This window comes from Paenibacillus sp. FSL R5-0766 (assembly GCF_037971845.1).
Taxonomy (GTDB): domain Bacteria; phylum Bacillota; class Bacilli; order Paenibacillales; family Paenibacillaceae; genus Paenibacillus.
Window position 1 is genome coordinate 686,904 of sequence record NZ_CP150227.1, and the last position, 20,426, is coordinate 707,329.

Sequence of the window (20,426 nt, forward strand, 5' to 3'; positions counted from 1 at the left end):
GGGTCGCTTTTTTTATGCGAAATGGGCAAGCGGGTTAAAGAGGAGCTTGCAGTTATCGATGTCTACTACATTTTGGTTGAATTCTACAAGGGCGCGCTTTGACCGTTGTTTTTTTGCTCATAATTTTTCTTCACAGGAATTTCGAAGCTCCAGTCTCCAGTGAGCAGATCCTGCTGATCCGGGCCATTGGACAGAACTAACTGATTTACGTTGACTTTCAACAGGAACTGGTCTGGAGGTGGCGAATTCTCGATAAAATAAAAATGGAGGGTGCCATTTTTGGCGAACACTACTCCTGAATCTGTGGCGATGCCCGGAACTATCTTTATCGTTGAAGGATCTAACATAAAAGTCGGTTTGACCGATTGTTTCGCCCACTGCGTCTCCGATATCTGGTCAGAATGTTTCATGGAGTATTGGATAATTAGGTCATGCCCGTCGAAAAGGTAGTTATGAATGAGCAGTGTATAGTCTTTGTCTGTTTTACCGGTGATTAGAACCAATTCGTCCTTGCCGGTTGTTGGCATCAGCGTTGAATCTTCATTTTCAGAGAAGATGGAAGGTAACTTCACCACGAGATTAGAGGTAAATGAATTCTTCATACTGAATAGTACCACTGCGCAGACGATCAACAAGATCATGGGTACAGCAGCTATCCTGGAGAGAGACAGGTGTCGAAGCCAAGGAAATATTCTTTGTTTTGGTACAAGGTCTTGTTCCGGAAGCACGGTCGGTATCCGATTGATTTCGTTTTGGGCTTCTTCCGTAACAGCCACTTGCGTCTGATTGGGTCCGAACATTGATAACCGTGTTTCAAACCAGGTTGCCTTTTTGCTGCTGTGCGCAGTGATGCCGCCTCCGTGTACCTCGACAATACTTTTTGTTATGGCGAGACCGAGACCTGTACCTCCGGTCTGCTTCGACCTGGAGCTGTCTACCCGGTAGAAACGATCAAAAATAAAAGGTAAATCCCGCTCGGGAATAGGGACTCCATAGTTTTGAATCCGTACAACTAGCATATCTCCATCTTGTGCAATATCGATATCGATATATTTGCCCATACGCCCATACTGGATGGCATTGGCGAGTATATTCTCGTATGCCCGTACCAACAATGCTCCGTCAGCTTGAATTTTGAAGTCTCCCTCTTGGACATTTAGCCTGATTTTCATGCCTGCGCTCTTGGTAATCGGCACGAACTCCTCGGCAAGCTGACCTATTAACCCGGTCATATTAAGTTCGTTCAGTTCCAGAGGCATGCCGTTATTGACCCGTGTATATTCGAATAGTTCATCGATCAATCTCCGAAGTGCCAAAGATTTCTCATATGCAATGTTGACGTAATAACGCATCTCCACCTCATCTTGATACCGATCCTTCTCGATGACTTCGAGAAAGCCAAGAATCGAGGTCAGTGGAGTTCGCAGGTCATGAGATACACCGGTAATCAGATCATTTTTGGTCTTTTCCGCCTTGCGTTCCTCCGCAATCGAATGCTTCAACTGCATGCTCATCCGGTTGATGCTGAGCGCTACTTCTCCCAGTTGATGATCGGCAATTTCCGGGATTTGATGGTCGAACTGCCCGCTCGCAATCTCCTCCAGACCGTGTGTGATTTTCGCAAGATAATGGTCCCATTCGCTGCTCAATTGATTCATACTCTCGGCAATGATGCTTAACTCATCCTTGCCCTTAACCCTTACAAGCTGCCCGAAGCGCCCTGCCGATATTTCCTGCAATCCTGTGTTGATTTCACGTAAATCACGAATCAAACGGAAGCTGGCTAGGAAGAAAGTGATAGGGGACAAAACGATACCCGTTATGATCATCACACGAACGGACCCTGCATACTCAATGAGCCAATTGATCGGAACAGCTACGTATTCAATTTTTTGCAGCGCTCCCGCCATGACATACCCCAAAAAAATAGCTGTGCCTGTTAAAACTAGGCTTGTAACCGTGATTAGCATTAATCTCCACCGAATTGTATAGAGCCACTGTGGTTGGATCCTACTCACCCCTTGCTTTTAAATCGCTTTCGATTTTGTATCCAATCCCCCACACGGTTTTAATGATCCTCGGTTCACGTGGATTGGATTCTATCTTCTCACGGAGCTTACGGATATGAACCATGACGCTATTCTTCGACTCCATAAAAGGCTCATTCCAGACTTCTTGGTAGATGCGATCCATGCTCAGTACCATCCCTCTATTGACAGCCAGCATGTGTAGGAGCGCGAACTCACGGGGAGTCAATTTGATTTCCTGCTGATCGACCGTTACTGTGTGGGATGCATTATTAATCACGACGTTTTCGATATGTATTTCGTTCACATTTCCCAGAACGGAGTTGAACTGGTTCATTCTTCGAAGCTGCGACTTGATCCGTGCGATCAGCTCGAGCGGGTTGAATGGTTTGGTTACATAGTCATCAGCGCCGATACTGAGGCCTGATATTTTATCAATATCTTGGCTTTTAGCGGACAACATAATGATGGGAATTGGATTCGTCTCTCGTATTTTCATACACGCTTGCAAACCATCCATCTTGGGCATCATTAGATCCAGTACAATTAGATCAACTTGCTTGGTTTGCAGAATCCTCAGCGCCTCCATTCCATTCGATGCTTGCAGGAGCTTGTAACCTTCGTTATTGAAATAAATACTCATTAATTGGATAATTTCCGCTTCATCATCCACCATTAAAATTGTACTTTCCGCCATAGAGTCCTCCCTTGATTCCTGTATCTTCTTTTTTTTAAAATTTCTTTTTATATTGTCTACTTGACGGAGCTATGACCAGCAATCGCTGTCTTTTGCGTTGCTGGTCAGGCATCATATGTTCAATGAGAGCGTAACTGTTTTAAAACGTTCTCGGGAATCATTATCTCTTCAATCAAAATCCATTCTTTGGTATAGGCTCCCTTAGCAAGCACCCTTACATAACCTTCCGCTTTCTGTTCTTTGCTTGAAGAGAAAGTGATCTTTTTCTTTTCTCCCTCTCCTGTGTATCCTGTCAGATTATATCTGTGGCGAATCCATTCATTTTTACCTTCCTTCTTGGCTGGTTTATTGATTAACGCGTATACATATTGTTCCTCATAGAATGGGTTGAACTGATCAAACTCCTGTTTGAATGTTAAATATAGGGCAGAGCAAACAGTCAGTGCGATCAAAATAAAAATAACGGTTTTTTTCATGTTATATTACCTCCTCGTGGTAGTTGTTATAACATAGCGTTCTGAACGATTTTTTTGTAATACCCAAGTGTGAAGAAAGCGAACAGGAAGTAGATGGAGGCATAAGCTCCCATCGAAATCATTGCAGGGATGGTATCGTCCGAAAGAGTTATGAAGTAACTTGCCTTGACTGCATAGACCGAATGCAATATTCCAATGAACAGCGGCAGTAGAAACACCAGCATCTGCTTTCTCAAGATGCCTTTCATGATCATCTTTTCATCAAACCCAAGCTGACGCAAAGTTCTAAAGCTCTGTTTTTCCTGCTCGGCTTCGCTCATCTGTTTAAAGTAGAGAATGCTGCCGGTTGAAGCAAGAAAAGCAAGTCCTAGAAAGGCAGCTATAAAAATTAATAAACCGGATTGCTGGAGCAAACTTGTGTATCGGGAATAAAAGTCTGCCGAATAATAATCGTCCGTATTATATTTCTGATAGAGAGAGGAGGCCAGCGCAAGTTCCTTATTGTCCGGGACTAGAAATGTATCTATTTCAACCCGTTCGAAACCGTCCATATTGGACATTCTTCTCTCAATCTCTTCCAAGGTGGCTTCAGATACTAACATTTGTCTACCACCTGATATTCCGGCGTTCACGATATTCTCCAAAAATATTTCATTCAGGGTATAGCTCTTGGTCTGTGTTTCTGAGCGCAGTTCAATCATAGTTGGATAACGTTTGGTGAGATCAATGTCATCATATGCGCTTAGAGCAGAAGCGCTATATTCTATTGCCTCGTCAAAGTCAGGTACAGGGACATCTCTGCCGGATTTTTGCAACTGTTCAGCCGGAAGCCATAATAACATGCCTTCTCTAAACCCGGATTCAATCAACGGATCCAGAACAACACCGTTAGTCCGGAACGTATTGATGGTATAGTGGTTGTAATGAATCCCTTTGCTCTCCAGCTCGGCTGTAAAAGCATCTGCATCCCGCTGGTTATTCTCAATTGCGAAATCATATGGATAATCTTTGCGGGTGACTTGCTCTACGGAGTAGTAGATAGAATATGCCATGGTAACCAGTGTAAGGGTTAAAGCCGACAGCACAGTAATTAATGTAAGCGAGTTGGCATTGGCTTTCATACGGTGCATCAACGGAGCAAGCGACAGACTATTGTACAAGCTCAGATGTCCATTTTTACGTTTGCGGAACCAGTAGAGACACCATCTGATTGTCACCCTAAATAAGATATAGGTTCCTATTATTGTAGATGCCATTACCAGCAGCGCATTAAACACTAATTGTTCATCTACCATATGGCCCGATAACTGATACCCGTAGCCAATCAATATAACACCAAGTACAGCGATTATAGCCGTAAAAATAGAGGGCCGCTTGCTGATAAGGTCAGGCTGCTTATCTGCCTGGAATAAGCCCAACAGGGTTCTACGAGTGATCATTACTATCATCTGAATAGAAGTAATAACAATGACGAGAATAAACACTACGGCCGTTTCTAACGCTGCCAGTACAGAAAAGTCTATCGAAGGCAGACCGTTCAAGTTGAGCAGATTCATTAAAATCAGGACAAACATACGGGATACGATTGCTCCGCAGATGATCCCTGTTATCAAAGCGCCTAAACCTAGCAAGATATTCTCAAGGAGTAAATAACGGATAATCCAACCTTTGGAAAGCCCTATGAGCTGATATAATCCAATTTCTCGGCTGCGTCTTCGTAAGAATATGCTGTTAGATGAAACAGTGAAGATCCCTATGATTACCATAAGCAGGACTGCTGCAGACTGGAAGGCTGTAGTAAAGTTCACACTTGAATCCAGCATATTCTGTACCTGCTGATCATACTTGAGAGATGCAAAGATGAAGAACAGGCTCATGCTGAAAATTAGTGCGAAGAAATACAGATAGTAATGCTTCACATTTTGCCGCATACTGCGGATTGCCAGATCAAATACCGTCAATATTATCGCCCCCTAGTACAGCCTGCACATCAATGATTTCCTTAAAAAACGACTGTCTGGATTTCTCCCCCCGGTAGAGTTCGGAATAAATCTTCCCGTCTTTTAAAAAGATCACGCGGTTACAATAGCTGGATGCGACTGGATCGTGTGTGACCATGATGATAGTGACCTCTCTAGTCCGATTCACCTCATCCATTACGGACAACAGTGATGACGCTGACTTGGAATCTAGGGCCCCCGTCGGTTCGTCGGCAAAGATGATAGAAGGCTGATGGATTAAAGCCCGACCAGCTGCAGTGCGCTGTTTTTGCCCTCCTGATATTTCGAAGGGGTATTTCTCCGACAATTCCCGAATGCCCAGCACATCTGCAATTGCTGCAAATTCTATCTCCGCCTGCTTCTTACTTAGCTTGCTAAGTGATACCGGCAGAAGGATATTTTCCTTTACCGTCAACGTATCAAGAAGATTGTAATCCTGGAAGATAAATCCAAGCTTGTTGCGGCGGAACGCGGAAAGGGCGGAGTTAGTCATGGCGGAAATATCTTCATTATCAATTAATATTGTACCGTCAGTTGTTCGGTCAATTGTCGCAAGTACGTTTAGCAGGGTGGTTTTACCGGAACCAGAGGGACCCATGATACCGACGAACTCTCTACGCAGAACGCGTAAATTAATGCCTTTCAAAACATGTTGGGTGCTGCCTCTCGAGCCATACGCTTTTTGAACATTGCGGGCATGTAATACTGTTTGTTCATTTATTTCATTCATGATGAACCTCCCATATGTGGTTATAGATCAAGTTTATATGCAAATATCTCTGGTGTCGCACGCTTTGGGTGACGAGTTGAAACGGAAGGTGACGAATTTGTCAGGTTAACAAAAAAACAACCAAGTTAACCTTGGTTGTTCATAACGGGATATTTTCCGCATGCCCTCTTCTAACGATCTCGAATGCATTTAAATCAATAAAAGTCATTCGCATTGTTGTACCTTGCGACTGACTGGACTGGACTTGAAGTGTAATTCCTATCTTGGCTGCAACAGTTTGGGCAAGATAGAGGCCGAGCCCAGTAGCGGCATTATGAATCCTTCCATTCCCACCGGTAAAACCTTTATCAAATATACGCGGCAAGTCATGAGGCTGAATACCCGGACCTTCGTCAATTATGTCCAGATAGACATTCTCTTGTTCCGTAACAACTGTTCTGAACGTGAGTGACGTTTCGGAAGGACTATATTTGATGGCATTGGTCAGGATCTGTCTGATAATGAATCGACACCATTTACGGTCTGTAACAACAGCGGCATCATTGCCTTCAATATTGACTGCCAGATTCTTCTCCATACACCAAGGAGCCAGTTCCTGTACTTCTTCTACCGCGAGACGTTGTACAGACAGCCTTTCAAGGACATAGTCCGATTCCAGGGCAGGAAGGCGTGTCATGTACAGCTGCTGTTCAACAAGCAGATGAATCCGCAGCCACTCTGTTTCAATTTTACTTATATCCGGGTTACTTTGCGCGTCCATAATCAGTTTCATAGCAGTAAGAGGAGTCTTGATTTCATGAATCCAGGAGGCAGTAAAATCATTCTCAATCAGCTGGGCTTCTTTCATTTGAGAAAGCATTTGTTTGAAATGGGCTGAGGCCTCTCTTAATACGTTGTTCGTTATCTTATCTAATTCATTGTCAGGGTGAGGGAGACTCTCAAACCAGTTAGTTTGCATGTCTTTCTTTAGTTTAGCAACTGCTTCCAGATACCTGGTTTCTTTCCTGTACCGCCAAATGAAAAATACAACAAACAAAATAATATAAAGCCCATTTAAATATATGAAAGAGGTGGGTGTAACGCTTACTCCCTGATCGAAAATTATAAGCAGGTCAGTCACACCCAGCAAGGTGATAAACAGCAGAATCCAGCTTTTTTTTGAACTAACGTAACGTATTAACATATCATGTATTTCCTCCTATAAAGTCACTGCCATATAACCCATCCCTTTCTTTGTCACAATAGCGTCTGAAAGTCCAAGCGGGTCTAGCTTCTGTCGCAAACGGGTGATATTGGTTGTAAGTGTATTATCATTTACAAACTGTTCATCTTCCCATAGCTTACGAATCAGATCATGACGTGAAATGACGGAATTGTTGGACTTCACCAGCGAAATCAGCAAGAATAATTCGTTTTTGGTCAAATCTACTTCCTCGGCTGATTTTCGGATAACCCCTCGCTTTAAATCAATTAAGGCACCGTTCCATTCAAGTGTATCTGTCTGTGTTTCCCCATAAGCGTACGTCCGACGAAGAACCGCTTGAATTTTGGCATACAGTACATTCGTATGAAAGGGTTTTTGGACAAAATCATCCGCACCCATATTAAGCGCCATAACCATATCTAACGGGTGATCGCGGGAGGATAAAAAAATGATGGGTACTTCGGATACAGATCGAATTTCTCTACACCAATGAAAACCGTCAAATTTAGGCAACGTGATATCCATGATTACAAGATGAGGTTGCTGATCAAGAAACGAACGCATAACCTCATTAAAATCATCCGGTTTCGTAACCCGAAACGCCCAAGCTTCCAGCCCTGTTTGTAACGCGTCGAATAATGCCTGATCATCTTCAACTATAAATATATTAAATTCCATAGAGTAAACTTTCTCTCCCTTTTGTAATGTATATAGTTCATACTACTATATTATAAGAATAGAGTGGAGTAAGCGGGGGATTGTTGGTGCCTTGTATTCCTCTAAGGAATCATTAGCAGCTCTAGCCATAGAGTTAGGTCTTGATGGAGTTGGAATTAGCGCAGAAAAGAATAAAGTGAATGTCTACATCACAGAGGCTATAGTGTTCTTTTTCCTAGCACTGATCAGTATCTATTTATCTTGGAATAGCTCAGACTTTGCGAATATTACCTATATGATTGTTTCGTTTTATGGTTTCTTACTTTAATGAGAGTAATGAAGGGAGTGCTACTCCAGTTTTGTAGTGGCACCATTTCCCATCTTTAACCGTAGTATCTAAGTATGTCCATTCTATTAAAAATTGGATTGGCAACTATATTCAATAAAGGAGATTACATAACATGAAGAATTGGAAACGCATGCTCTTGTCTCTTACAATCTCGGTAGGATTGCTCGCGTCTGCAGTACCAGCCATGGCTGCTCCACAAGGAACTTCCGTCAAGGTTAATGACCAAGCTGTGAAATATGCTACAGGAGCACCAATCCTTGAGAAAGGTACAACATTAGTTCCACTGCGGACTACGCTGGATGCTATGGACGTGAAGCTAACAACTGCGACAGATGATACGATCACGGCTGTAGTAGATGGCAAAACGATTACACTCAAAAGCAAGCTTACACGTATCAACGGTGTAACGTATGCGCCAATCCGCATCGTTGGTGATGCAGCAGGTTACGAAGTTCGCTGGGATGCTGCAACGCGCACGGTGCTGTTGGTATCCAAAGGTGGAACAACCGAAACTGCTCAAACCGGTGGACGTGGATTCATGTGGGAAGTTGAAAGCAATGGCAACACGGTCTATCTGGTAGGGTCCATGCATATTGCTGATGAGAGCTTCTATCCATTGCGTCCGGAGTTTGAAGAAGCCTTTGCGGAAGCTGACTATCTCGGGGTAGAGATTGATATTAGCAAAGCCGCTGATGAAGAGCAGCAAAAGCTGGTTCTAAGTCTGGGTTCGTATCAAGATGGAACAACACTGAAAGACCACATTTCCAGTGAAACGTATACTAAGCTGGGTGATGTATTGAAGAAAAATGGTCTGGAGTCTAACGCCTTGGATGCATTTAAGCCTTGGGTAGTAGAGAGCACACTTGCAAGTTTGAAGTCCACAACGGCAGGATACGAAGCGTCAGCAGGAGTGGATCTGTATTTCATCCAGAAAGCGATCGAGCGCAAACTTCCAGTTATTGAGTTAGAGAGTTATCAATCTCAACTTGGCATGTTTAACGACTTTTCCAAAGAAACACAAGAGGAAACACTGAAAGCGACAATTGAAAACTTCGACGTGTTGGATAACAGTGTGAATGAAATGGCTGAAATGTGGAAAACGGGTAATGACGAGCAACTGCTTGAACTGACAAACAGCTTCTCCACTAACGAGGAATATAACAAAGCAATGCTGGTTGATCGTAACATTGGTATGGCGGACAAAATCGATGGTTACTTGAAAAACGGCAAAGGTGAGGAATATTTCATTGTTGTTGGCGCGGCACACTACTTGGGTGATCACGGCATCGTGAAACTGCTTGAGGATAAAGGATATAAAGTAGAACGTAAATAAATATAGACTACTATAGAAGGTAACCCTTTCGTCTCGAATATAAGAGTTGAGAGAGTTACCTTCTTATATATAGAAGAAAGACAGATTAAATAAAGAAGATCAAGCTGCAGGATAATACAATTGAACCTAAGAGTTCGTTGTAGATTGAAGGTCCTTAATATGGTTAGATCGTGGATTTGATATGTTTTGAAATTAACTCTTTACAAGTGTATGATCTACATGGTATATTCTATTTCCGGCCAAAAAAACACGAGATACACGGTGCGGCAAGCGAATAAAATAAGCTTCGAAAGAAACTTAAAAAAAGAGCTTGCAAAGTTGGTTCGGACATGATATTATATAAGAGTTGCTGAAGAGAACGACATTCGGTAACGAAACAAGTTTGATCTTTGAAAACTGAACAACGAGTGAGTAAACATTCTGCTTGCAGAATGAACGCAAAAGTTGAAACAAGCCTTGGCTTGAATCAGCTGGAGCACAAATGAGATTTTTAATCTCGTCAGATTCAAAATGAGCTTATCGCTCTTTTCAATACTTTATTGGAGAGTTTGATCCTGGCTCAGGACGAACGCTGGCGGCATGCCTAATACATGCAAGTCGAGCGGAGTTGATAGGAAGCTTGCTTCCTTGATACTTAGCGGCGGACGGGTGAGTAACACGTAGGCAACCTGCCCTCAAGTTTGGGACAACTACCGGAAACGGTAGCTAATACCGAATAGTTGTTTCCTTCGCCTGAAGGAAACTGGAAAGACGGAGCAATCTGTCACTTGGGGATGGGCCTGCGGCGCATTAGCTAGTTGGTGGGGTAACGGCTCACCAAGGCGACGATGCGTAGCCGACCTGAGAGGGTGATCGGCCACACTGGGACTGAGACACGGCCCAGACTCCTACGGGAGGCAGCAGTAGGGAATCTTCCGCAATGGGCGAAAGCCTGACGGAGCAATGCCGCGTGAGTGATGAAGGTTTTCGGATCGTAAAGCTCTGTTGCCAGGGAAGAACGCTTGGGAGAGTAACTGCTCTCAAGGTGACGGTACCTGAGAAGAAAGCCCCGGCTAACTACGTGCCAGCAGCCGCGGTAATACGTAGGGGGCAAGCGTTGTCCGGAATTATTGGGCGTAAAGCGCGCGCAGGCGGTCATTTAAGTCTGGTGTTTAATCCCGGGGCTCAACCCCGGATCGCACTGGAAACTGGGTGACTTGAGTGCAGAAGAGGAGAGTGGAATTCCACGTGTAGCGGTGAAATGCGTAGATATGTGGAGGAACACCAGTGGCGAAGGCGACTCTCTGGGCTGTAACTGACGCTGAGGCGCGAAAGCGTGGGGAGCAAACAGGATTAGATACCCTGGTAGTCCACGCCGTAAACGATGAGTGCTAGGTGTTAGGGGTTTCGATACCCTTGGTGCCGAAGTTAACACATTAAGCACTCCGCCTGGGGAGTACGGTCGCAAGACTGAAACTCAAAGGAATTGACGGGGACCCGCACAAGCAGTGGAGTATGTGGTTTAATTCGAAGCAACGCGAAGAACCTTACCAGGTCTTGACATCTGAATGACCGGTGCAGAGATGTACCTTTTCTTCGGAACATTCAAGACAGGTGGTGCATGGTTGTCGTCAGCTCGTGTCGTGAGATGTTGGGTTAAGTCCCGCAACGAGCGCAACCCTTATATTTAGTTGCCAGCACTTTGGGTGGGCACTCTAGATAGACTGCCGGTGACAAACCGGAGGAAGGTGGGGATGACGTCAAATCATCATGCCCCTTATGACCTGGGCTACACACGTACTACAATGGCCGGTACAACGGGCTGCGAAATCGCGAGATGGAGCCAATCCCAACAAAGCCGGTCTCAGTTCGGATTGCAGGCTGCAACTCGCCTGCATGAAGTCGGAATTGCTAGTAATCGCGGATCAGCATGCCGCGGTGAATACGTTCCCGGGTCTTGTACACACCGCCCGTCACACCACGAGAGTTTATAACACCCGAAGTCGGTGGGGTAACCGCAAGGAGCCAGCCGCCGAAGGTGGGATAGATGATTGGGGTGAAGTCGTAACAAGGTAGCCGTATCGGAAGGTGCGGCTGGATCACCTCCTTTCTATGGAGAATCGTTTCCCGAGTGGAAACATTCAAAACTGCAGCTTAGCTGCAAAACACTCACTCGTTGCTCAGTTTTGAGAGCTCAAACTCTCAAACAGCTTGCTTTTGCATGGAGCTTGTTCTTTGAAAACTAGATATCGAAACGAAACAAACGCGAATTAGAACATTCCTTTAAGCTGAACTTGTGCAAACAAGTGAAGTGTTTATAAGGTAGATTGCACGTACGATGGTATCGAATGGGAGTGACTTTTGGCTTTGCGCAAGCAAACCAAGGGAAGCGAGCAGTCGAAACCGGAGCACGAGGTTAAGCTACTAAGAGCACACGGAGGATGCCTAGGCGCTAGGAGCCGATGAAGGACGTGGCGAACAACGAAACTGCCTCGGGGAGCTGTAAGCAAGCTTTGATCCGGGGGTGTCCGAATGGGGAAACCCAGCTGGGGTAATTTCCAGTTACTCACAACTGAATACATAGGTTGTGTAGAGGCATACCAGGGGAACTGAAACATCTAAGTACCCTGAGGAAGAGAAAACAATAGTGATTCCGTCAGTAGCGGCGAGCGAACGCGGAGAAGCCCAAACCAGAGAGCTTGCTCTTTGGGGTTGTGGGACGTCTCACATGGAGTTACAAAGGAACCGGTTAAGCGAAGAGGTCTGGAAAGGCCCGCCAAAGAAGGTAAAAGCCCTGTAGTTGAAAGTCTGTTCCCTCCGAGACGGATCCCGAGTAGTGCGGGGCACGTGAAACCCCGTATGAATCCGGCAGGACCATCTGCCAAGGCTAAATACTTCCTAGCGACCGATAGTGAAGCAGTACCGTGAGGGAAAGGTGAAAAGCACCCCGGAAGGGGAGTGAAATAGAACCTGAAACCGTGTGCTTACAAAAAGTCAGAGCCCGTTTTAGGGGTGATGGCGTGCCTTTTGTAGAATGAACCGGCGAGTTACGTTCCCGTGCAAGGTTAAGGTGAAGAGCCGGAGCCGCAGCGAAAGCGAGTCTGAATAGGGCGACTTAGTACGTGGACGTAGACCCGAAACCGGGTGATCTACCCCTGTCCAGGGTGAAGGTGCGGTAACACGCACTGGAGGCCCGAACCCACGCATGTTGAAAAATGCGGGGATGAGGTGGGGGTAGCGGAGAAATTCCAATCGAACTCGGAGATAGCTGGTTCTCCCCGAAATAGCTTTAGGGCTAGCCTCGGAAAACAGAGTCGTGGAGGTAGAGCACTGATTGGGTGCGGGGCCCGCAAGGGTTACCAAGCTCAGTCAAACTCCGAATGCCATAGACTTACTTCCGGGAGTCAGACAGTGAGTGCTAAGATCCATTGTCAAAAGGGAAACAGCCCAGACCATCAGCTAAGGTCCCCAAGTGTGTGTTAAGTGGGAAAGGATGTGGAGTTGCACAGACAACCAGGATGTTGGCTTAGAAGCAGCCACCATTGAAAGAGTGCGTAATAGCTCACTGGTCGAGTGACTCTGCGCCGAAAATGTAACGGGGCTAAACACACCACCGAAGCTATGGCTTGGATCGACTTCACTGCTTCTTTGAGGCGGTGTTTACCACAAGGACATTTTTGTCTGACAAGAGATTCTATCTTGGATGACCAAATGCTTCCCAGGGGATAAACACAGGACTTCGAAGCTGGAGTGAAGTCGATCCAGGGGTAGGGGAGCGTTGTATAAGGGTTGAAGGTGTACCGTAAGGAGCGCTGGACATTATACAAGTGAGAATGCCGGTATGAGTAACGAAAAGATCAGTGAGAATCTGATCCGCCGAAAGCCTAAGGGTTCCTGAGGAAGGCTCGTCCGCTCAGGGTAAGTCGGGACCTAAGGCGAGGCCGAAAGGCGTAGTCGAAGGACAACAGGTCGAAATTCCTGTACCACCGTAAGCCGTTATGAGCAATGGGGGGACGCAGTAGGGTAGTGACGCGGACTGATGGATGTCCGTCTAAGCAGTAAGGCTGATGTGTAGGCAAATCCGCACATTGTAAGGCTGAGCTGTGATGGGGAGCGAAAATTATAGTAGCGAAGGTCATGATCTCACACTGCCAAGAAAAGCCTCTAGCCAGGTGATGGTGCCCGTACCGCAAACCGACACAGGTAGGCGAGAAGAGTATTCTAAGGCGCGCGGAAGAACTCTCGTTAAGGAACTCGGCAAAATGACCCCGTAACTTCGGGAGAAGGGGTGCCCCGGTAGTGTGAATAGCACGAGGGGGCCGCAGTGAAAAGGCCCAAGCGACTGTTTAGCAAAAACACAGGTCTGTGCGAAGCCGTAAGGCGAAGTATACGGGCTGACGCCTGCCCGGTGCTGGAAGGTTAAGGGGAGTGGTTAGGAGCAATCCGAAGCTGTGAACCGAAGCCCCAGTAAACGGCGGCCGTAACTATAACGGTCCTAAGGTAGCGAAATTCCTTGTCAGGTAAATTCTGACCCGCACGAATGGCGTAACGACTTGGGCGCTGTCTCAACGAGAGATCCGGTGAAATTTTAATACCTGTGAAGATGCAGGTTACCCGCGACAAGACGGAAAGACCCCATGGAGCTTTACTGCAGCTTGATATTGAATTTGGGTACGATCTGTACAGGATAGGTGGGAGCCTTTGAAACGTGAGCGCCAGCTTGCGTGGAGGCAACGTTGGGATACCACCCTGATCGTATCTAGGTTCTAACCTGGTACCGTAATCCGGTGCGGGGACAGTGTCAGGTGGGCAGTTTGACTGGGGCGGTCGCCTCCTAAAGAGTAACGGAGGCGCCCAAAGGTTCCCTCAGAATGGTTGGAAATCATTCGAAGAGTGCAAAGGCATAAGGGAGCTTGACTGCGAGACCTACAAGTCGAGCAGGGACGAAAGTCGGGCTTAGTGATCCGGTGGTACCGCATGGAAGGGCCATCGCTCAACGGATAAAAGCTACCCTGGGGATAACAGGCTTATCTCCCCCAAGAGTCCACATCGACGGGGAGGTTTGGCACCTCGATGTCGGCTCATCGCATCCTGGGGCTGAAGTAGGTCCCAAGGGTTGGGCTGTTCGCCCATTAAAGCGGTACGCGAGCTGGGTTCAGAACGTCGTGAGACAGTTCGGTCCCTATCTGTCGTGGGCGTAGGAAATTTGAGAGGAGCTGTCCTTAGTACGAGAGGACCGGGATGGACGTACCGCTGGTGTACCAGTTGTTCCGCCAGGAGCACCGCTGGGTAGCTATGTACGGACGGGATAAACGCTGAAAGCATCTAAGCGTGAAGCCCCCCTCAAGATGAGATTTCCCAGTATGTAAGACCCCTTGAAGACGACGAGGTAGATAGGCTGGGGGTGGAAGTGCAGCAATGCATGGAGCTGACCAGTACTAATCGGTCGAGGGCTTATCCAATAGCAAGTTCTAAATCGCATGTTTCGTTTCGAATCTAGTTTTCAGAGAACAACACTCTGAATGTAAGCTACGCGTTTGGTGGCGATGGCGGAGGGGTTCCACACGTACCCATCCCGAACACGACCGTTAAGCCCTCTAGCGCCGATGGTACTTGGACCGCAGGGTCCTGGGAGAGTAGGACGCCGCCAAGCAATAGGAAGACACACTTGATAATATCGAGTGTGTCTTTTTATTTTACTATTTTATACATTGCATATAAAGAATTGAGTGAAAGCCGATAGGTCTCCCCTGCGCTGTATGACATTCCGTAAGTAAACAAATACAGTGTGATTCCTACGACTTAGTATATTTTAATAGTGAATTTGGTAATCTCCTCCCCCACCATTAGGTGAGTATCCTACGATTTTATGGTAACCATACAGATTCCCTAAAGTGATGGTTTTTGTTCTCAAGTCTGATGCGATTACTCGTCCACTTCCCTTCAAATTTCCACTCATATCAACAACATTAAATACATATTCCCCAGTTGAACGAGGAAGAAAAGAAAACGTGACATTTCCACTCAAATATATATCCGTTGAGTAACCTCCATCAAAATACTCTACTAAAAGGTTTTGGGCAAAGATAGTAGCTTCTTGTTCCTGTTTTATCTGAGTATCTTGTGAAGGAGTTATAGGCATTGACGTTTCATCAGCAAATACTGCTGGAACAGATGCTAGGAGCAAAGCCATGGAAGAGAGAGCTGAAATTGCAGTTTTTTGATATTTCTTCACAATCGAACATCTCCTTTTCATATATATAAGTCGGGATTGATCATACTCGCAGTAGCTTTCCTCACAGTCATTTCCTAGGATAAAAGTGAGGGGAGGTCTGGCGCCGTATATAGTTTGACAAGACAACCATACTCCAATTAACAAATATATACAATTATATAAAGAGATTTTTATATCCTATTTTTGTTAAATATATACTTTATTCATATATCATTCACATTTTCTATAGCTATAGTTTTCAAGCAACCGTTAATAGCACAACGGACGATACGATATTTGGTTTTCATTACATTTGCTTCAAGCAAAACAAAGCCCTACCCGATCTATGTAGACCGAGCAGGGCTATATCTTTTCTCTATACGTTCATTTAATCCGTTATGGCTACTCAGGGCGCAACGCGTTTATTCGATCCGTAAGGGATCGTTTTCTATAGTATACGGCTATGGTTGCGAGAACCAGCATTTCGGACAGCGGTACGGCAAGCCACACACCCGTGACACCAAAGAATGAAGGCAGGACTGCAATCAACGCAATCATGATAATCATTTCACGCGCAGCTGTAATCCAGATGGCCATTTTGGCATTACCCACAGATTGGAAATAGGTGCTCATAACAAAGTTAACACCCATAAACACATAGGCAAATGTGAATATACGTAATCCGTAAACGGCATTATCCGTTACGCCGCTACTGAAGTTTCCAAAGATTTGCACGAAATAAGGTGCACCGATCTGAACAACAACCAGTAACAATAGACCGCATGCCAGAGCTGTTTTAGTGGCTAAACGTATCGTTTGTTGTACCCGTTTAATCTTATTGGCACCGTGATAATAGCTTATCAGAGGTTGGGCAGCGGATGCCAGACCCAGGAAAGCCAACAATACAACACCATGAATATAGTTCAACACGGTAAAGGATGCTACACCATCCGTGCCTGCAATGCGGTCCATGGAGATATTGTGAGAGACAGAGAAGACCGACATGCCAAGTTCAGCCAGAAAGCTGGGGAAACCAATGAGTAGAAGGGAAGCCAGCAGTTTGTTGTTCCATTTGAACCGGGTGAATGTGAGATTATTTGTTTTTTTGAAAAAATGAGTGAACAGGACAAGTAACGCAAGAGACGCCGATACAATTGTACCGAGGGCCACACCGCGTACACCCCATTCGAGTACATACAATGTTATATAATTGATGATGATATTGGCTACAGCAAACGTAATCTGAGCGTACATGGATGTGTTGGGATTCCCATCGTTTCGTACAAAGATAGAGAGTGCATTCTCAATGGTGAAAACAAACCCGAACAACAACATGATATTCATATAGTCCGAAGCAAACGGGAAGGTCTCGGCGTTTGCACCGAGGGAGTATACCAGCTTGTCTTTGAATGTAAATGCAACATATCCAATGGCTACCGTAACTAACATAATGAGCATAATGGATTTGGTGAAAATTTGTTTGGCTGATGGGATATCTTTTCTACCCATAGCGTTGGAGTACAAGGTTGCCCCGCCCATACCAATCCACAGTGACATGGCAACAAAAAGAGTGTAAACAGGTGAGGCAATGCCGATCCCGGCCATCGCGGTAGAGCCCAGTTTGTGTCCAACCATAATGCCGTCGATAATAAAATTAAAAGCAACTACCAGCATCCCCAATACAGAAGGCACGAGGTAACTTATAAAAGCTTTACCTACAGATTGCCCTTCCAATGGATGCGTCCAATTCGTATTCATAATGACCTCCGTTAGTAAACTGAATGTTCATTCTGTATTTAATAATACTGAACGTTCGTTCTGTATGATAACACGCCATGAATTCTCTTGGCAACTTTTGCGTTTAAATATCGTTTATGTGATAGAGTAGGTGGATATTTATAAAGCGGGAGGAATCTCTTGATGAAACAAAATAAATACGATGAAGCTGAATTTTTCGACAACTATAGTAAGATGGCTCGTTCCGTTCAAGGGCTGGATGCAGCCGGGGAGTGGCATGAATTGCAGACTCTTTTGCCTGATTTGAAGGACAAGCGTGTGCTGGATTTGGGATGTGGTTTTGGGTGGCACTGCCGGTATGCGCGAGAGCAGCAAGCGAGTTCAGTGATCGGTGTAGATCTGTCTGAAAATATGCTTCAGCGTGCTCGTGAAATGACGGACGACCCGCAGATCCAGTATAAGCAGCTGGCAATTGAAGATATTGATTTTGCACCAGGACAATTCGACGTTGTGATTAGTTCACTTGCCTTGCATTATATTGAACGGTTAGACACGGTGTACGCTAAAATCAATGATTGTCTTATTGAAGGGGGCACATTTGTACTATCTTCCGAACATCCCATCTTCACCGCTCGCGCTGCCCAGGATTGGCATTACGGACCCACAGGTGAGATTCTTCACTGGCCCGTGGATGATTACCACGATGAAGGCAAGCGTGTGGCGAACTTTTTGAATCAGGATGTGGTCAAATATCATCGCACACTGGCAACACATCTCAATGAACTGATTAAGGCGGGGTTTGCTATTCAAAAGGTGGCTGAATCCAAACCATCACCGGAGATGATTGAACAGGTTCCTGGCATGAGAGACGAGAATCGAAGACCGATGTTTCTGATGATTGCTGCGGTTAAAATATAACGATGAAAATGATGATACGTTAGACCAGAGGCCAGAAAGAAACCGAGGAAGTGGAGCGTTCGCCTAAAAGCTTTCTGATAGAGATTTCTAACTAAGCAAACTTGAAGGAATCAGTGTGTTCAGAGATGTTGAACATGCTGTTTTTTTATTTTGCTACAATAATAAGAAATAATGTCCAAAACAGGGAACCAAACCACATTAGACTCAGTCATATTAAGTGAGGTGAACAACAGTTGGATGATCAATTACTGGCACAGGCTCAGACCATAGACAATTACACACTAGGTAGCATAATGGATGACTACGGAAATGACGTCTGGAATTATGCTTATTTTCTGACCAAAAGTGCCGAACAGGCAGATGAATTGTCACAGGAGGTATTTATTCGGGCGTACTCGGGGATCGCTCATTATCGTGGAGATTGCTCACTGAAAACATGGCTGTTGACGATTACTAGGAACACCACTTTTACATATCGAAAATCCAGATTTTTTCGTAGCAGCCTGTGGGGAGAGACGTTACCCATTGAGACAGAGCGTGGGGATTCGAGCCAAAGAGTCATGATTGCAGAGCAGTCTGCACATCCTTCGGCCGAGATGGAAGTGATGCGTAAGGAGCATATCCATGAAATCTGGGATATTGTTCTGGCGTTGCCAAATAAGTTCCGGGAGATTCTTTTGCTGAATCTGAAATATGAGCTTACGACGAGTGAGATTGCTGAGATGTTGAAAATCAGCTTAGGCACAGTAAAATCCAGACTTTCCCGAGGTAAGGATAAGGTACGGAAACAATGGGAGGAGCGAAGCAAATGACACACAAGGATGAGCAATGGGAGAAGGAAATCCGGAAAGGACCGTTTGCATCGGCTCCTTTTACAGAGGATCACAAGCGAAAGGTGCTTCAACAGGTGGAGTGGATGAAGAAGTCGGAAGAGGAAAGCAAGGGAGATAGGTCAGAGGACAGTTCCAGGTCATCCAGGCCGTTTAGACCGCAAGTAGGTAACGTGTCACACAAGCGTCACCCTAGAAGAGGGACTCTTGTTGCCGGCATGGGTGCGTTGGTTATTGCTGCTGGATTGTTCCTATGGATCTGGGATGATGGACAGCTGGTAAAACCCATGATCGAGCAGGTCTATCCGACAGCAGCGTTACAGTTATCCGATGGTTTGAACACAAATCTGCTAACCGACAAAATGAAAAGAAATGTTGCGACTACGATGCGAGATGATCTGGGTAAACAGCTGAAGATTATGAAAGTGGAAGACCTGCCTGTGTCCGGCAGAATATATGTAGAGGCTGGAAATGAAAGCGAGAAGGAGTATGCGCAGATATGGCTCGATGCGACAACAGGAAATCTGCGTGAAGTACAGATGAGACGTGAGATGCAGCCAAGCGAGTTGGAGCACCGTTATCTGCGTCAAGTTCCAACGCTTTTGCAAAGTATAGGCAGCACTCCAACGCTTAAACCTGCATCAGTCCAACGTTTTGTGAGTATGAAGCAAGGGGAATTGGAGCCGATATCACATACGACATTATGGTTAGAAAATGAGACTGGCGATGGTTATGGTGAGATTGTATGGCAGCAGGACAAGTCTATATCGATAACAGGCGACCTTAGACCTGATCAAGTATCCCAGGCAGCGCTGGCGGATGCGGAGGATGCCGTTAATGCAGTATTCGGTGAAACATCTCTAAAACTTAGGGGTGTAAGTCGTTCCAAAGATGATGAAATTAGGAGAGATATAATTAATCTTAGTTTCAATGATCATTACTTGGTTCAAATGACTGTAGGAGAAGAAACTAAGGTTTACTCTATTATTGGGGAGAATTCTTATCGAGATGATTTTGCCAATTGGGATGAAGTAGAGGCGTACCATCAGAAGATTTATGATGTGAAGGAATCTCTCCTTAGGGACGAAGTAGGGCCGATGATTAAAAAAGTATTCAACGTCAACCTCGATGGATACAGTCTTCATAGGGAAGCTGATAATCCGGGGATTGCCATATTTGAACTAGAGTCGCCGAAAGATGTGATACGGGTTCGCTACAATGAAGATGTAAAAATTACGATGATTACCAGAGGTGAGTTATAGGGCTGATCTTATA

The 20,426-nt window shown here is 45.4% G+C and carries 13 protein-coding genes and 3 rRNA genes; 7 read left to right on the top strand and 9 right to left on the bottom strand.

Annotation, left to right across the window (positions count from 1 at the left end; genetic code table 11):
• Window positions 1-83: 83 nt before the first annotated feature.
• The 7 genes from MKY66_RS03200 to MKY66_RS03230 form a co-directional block, all read right to left on the bottom strand.
• On the bottom strand, window positions 84-1,970 hold the full coding sequence (locus MKY66_RS03200) for an ATP-binding protein (protein WP_179088571.1): 1,887 nt from the start codon (window positions 1,968-1,970) through the stop codon (window positions 84-86).
• Window positions 1,971-2,010: 40 nt separating this feature from the next.
• Complete coding sequence (locus tag MKY66_RS03205; protein WP_076215471.1) at window positions 2,011-2,724, bottom strand: response regulator transcription factor; 714 nt, start codon at window positions 2,722-2,724, stop codon at window positions 2,011-2,013.
• Window positions 2,725-2,843: 119 nt separating this feature from the next.
• A complete protein-coding gene (locus MKY66_RS03210; RefSeq protein WP_076215469.1) occupies window positions 2,844-3,200 on the bottom strand; it encodes a YxeA family protein in 357 nt (118 codons plus the stop codon).
• Between the two features lie 26 nt (window positions 3,201-3,226).
• Complete coding sequence (locus MKY66_RS03215; RefSeq protein WP_076215466.1) at window positions 3,227-5,161, bottom strand: ABC transporter permease; 1,935 nt, start codon at window positions 5,159-5,161, stop codon at window positions 3,227-3,229.
• Entirely contained in the window at window positions 5,148-5,930 is a 783-nt protein-coding gene (locus MKY66_RS03220) for an ABC transporter ATP-binding protein (RefSeq protein WP_076215463.1), read from the bottom strand. The genes MKY66_RS03215 and MKY66_RS03220 overlap by 14 nt, the downstream gene beginning before the upstream one ends.
• A 139-nt stretch (window positions 5,931-6,069) precedes the next feature.
• Window positions 6,070-6,777, bottom strand: a complete 708-nt coding sequence (locus MKY66_RS03225; RefSeq protein WP_339806859.1) for an ATP-binding protein — start codon at window positions 6,775-6,777, stop codon at window positions 6,070-6,072.
• A gap of 351 nt (window positions 6,778-7,128) precedes the next feature.
• A complete protein-coding gene (locus MKY66_RS03230) occupies window positions 7,129-7,812 on the bottom strand; it encodes a response regulator transcription factor (protein ID WP_076215458.1) in 684 nt (227 codons plus the stop codon).
• A 440-nt stretch (window positions 7,813-8,252) separates the two neighbouring features.
• Here MKY66_RS03230 and MKY66_RS03235 point away from each other — a divergent pair, with 440 nt between their 5' ends.
• The 4 genes from MKY66_RS03235 to rrf all read left to right on the top strand — a co-directional run bounded on the left by MKY66_RS03235 (window position 8,253) and on the right by rrf (window position 15,105).
• Window positions 8,253-9,473: a TraB/GumN family protein gene (locus MKY66_RS03235; RefSeq protein WP_076215453.1), complete on the top strand. Its 1,221-nt coding sequence runs from the start codon at window positions 8,253-8,255 to the stop codon at window positions 9,471-9,473.
• A 536-nt stretch (window positions 9,474-10,009) separates the two neighbouring features.
• Window positions 10,010-11,562 (top strand): 16S ribosomal RNA (locus tag MKY66_RS03240).
• Between the two features lie 304 nt (window positions 11,563-11,866).
• Window positions 11,867-14,914, top strand: a 23S ribosomal RNA gene (locus MKY66_RS03245).
• A gap of 74 nt (window positions 14,915-14,988) precedes the next feature.
• Window positions 14,989-15,105, top strand: a 5S ribosomal RNA gene (rrf, locus tag MKY66_RS03250).
• The 16S, 23S and 5S rRNA genes sit together here, the layout of an rRNA operon.
• A 159-nt stretch (window positions 15,106-15,264) precedes the next feature.
• On the opposite strand, the gene MKY66_RS03255 is transcribed toward rrf, so the two are convergent.
• Together MKY66_RS03255 and MKY66_RS03260 are read right to left on the bottom strand one after the other, a co-directional pair.
• Window positions 15,265-15,687: a hypothetical protein gene (locus MKY66_RS03255; RefSeq protein ID WP_076216677.1), complete on the bottom strand. Its 423-nt coding sequence runs from the start codon at window positions 15,685-15,687 to the stop codon at window positions 15,265-15,267.
• 381 nt (window positions 15,688-16,068) lie between these two features.
• Window positions 16,069-17,424 (bottom strand): MATE family efflux transporter, encoded by a 1,356-nt coding sequence (locus MKY66_RS03260; RefSeq protein WP_076216678.1) that lies wholly within the window; start codon window positions 17,422-17,424, stop codon window positions 16,069-16,071.
• Window positions 17,425-17,586: 162 nt separating this feature from the next.
• Between MKY66_RS03260 and MKY66_RS03265 the strand changes: the two genes are divergently transcribed.
• The 3 genes from MKY66_RS03265 to MKY66_RS03275 all read left to right on the top strand — a co-directional run bounded on the left by MKY66_RS03265 (window position 17,587) and on the right by MKY66_RS03275 (window position 20,413).
• Window positions 17,587-18,321, top strand: a complete 735-nt coding sequence (locus tag MKY66_RS03265) for a class I SAM-dependent methyltransferase (protein WP_076216679.1) — start codon at window positions 17,587-17,589, stop codon at window positions 18,319-18,321.
• A gap of 233 nt (window positions 18,322-18,554) precedes the next feature.
• Window positions 18,555-19,133, top strand: coding sequence for an RNA polymerase sigma factor (locus tag MKY66_RS03270; protein WP_076216680.1), 579 nt, complete (start codon window positions 18,555-18,557; stop codon window positions 19,131-19,133).
• The gene (locus tag MKY66_RS03275; protein WP_076216681.1) at window positions 19,130-20,413 is read left to right on the top strand and encodes a hypothetical protein; all 1,284 of its coding nucleotides are present in this window, start codon (window positions 19,130-19,132) and stop codon (window positions 20,411-20,413) included. The genes MKY66_RS03270 and MKY66_RS03275 overlap by 4 nt, the downstream gene beginning before the upstream one ends.
• Window positions 20,414-20,426: the final 13 nt, after the last annotated feature.

What these genes read in the sequence shown, in the direction of transcription:
- MKY66_RS03205 (WP_076215471.1), bottom strand. Translation starts at nt 2,724, where the DNA reads ATGGCGGAAAGTACAATTTTAATGGTGGATGATGAAGCGGAAATTATC.
- MKY66_RS03275 (WP_076216681.1), top strand. Translation starts at nt 19,130, where the DNA reads ATGACACACAAGGATGAGCAATGGGAGAAGGAAATCCGGAAAGGACCG.
- MKY66_RS03265 (WP_076216679.1), top strand. Translation starts at nt 17,587, where the DNA reads ATGAAACAAAATAAATACGATGAAGCTGAATTTTTCGACAACTATAGT.
- MKY66_RS03260 (WP_076216678.1), bottom strand. Translation starts at nt 17,424, where the DNA reads ATGAATACGAATTGGACGCATCCATTGGAAGGGCAATCTGTAGGTAAA.
- MKY66_RS03210 (WP_076215469.1), bottom strand. Translation starts at nt 3,200, where the DNA reads ATGAAAAAAACCGTTATTTTTATTTTGATCGCACTGACTGTTTGCTCT.
- MKY66_RS03200 (WP_179088571.1), bottom strand. Translation starts at nt 1,970, where the DNA reads ATGCTAATCACGGTTACAAGCCTAGTTTTAACAGGCACAGCTATTTTT.
- MKY66_RS03220 (WP_076215463.1), bottom strand. Translation starts at nt 5,930, where the DNA reads ATGAATGAAATAAATGAACAAACAGTATTACATGCCCGCAATGTTCAA.
- MKY66_RS03230 (WP_076215458.1), bottom strand. Translation starts at nt 7,812, where the DNA reads ATGGAATTTAATATATTTATAGTTGAAGATGATCAGGCATTATTCGAC.
- MKY66_RS03235 (WP_076215453.1), top strand. Translation starts at nt 8,253, where the DNA reads ATGAAGAATTGGAAACGCATGCTCTTGTCTCTTACAATCTCGGTAGGA.
- MKY66_RS03225 (WP_339806859.1), bottom strand. Translation starts at nt 6,777, where the DNA reads ATGAAAGAAGCCCAGCTGATTGAGAATGATTTTACTGCCTCCTGGATT.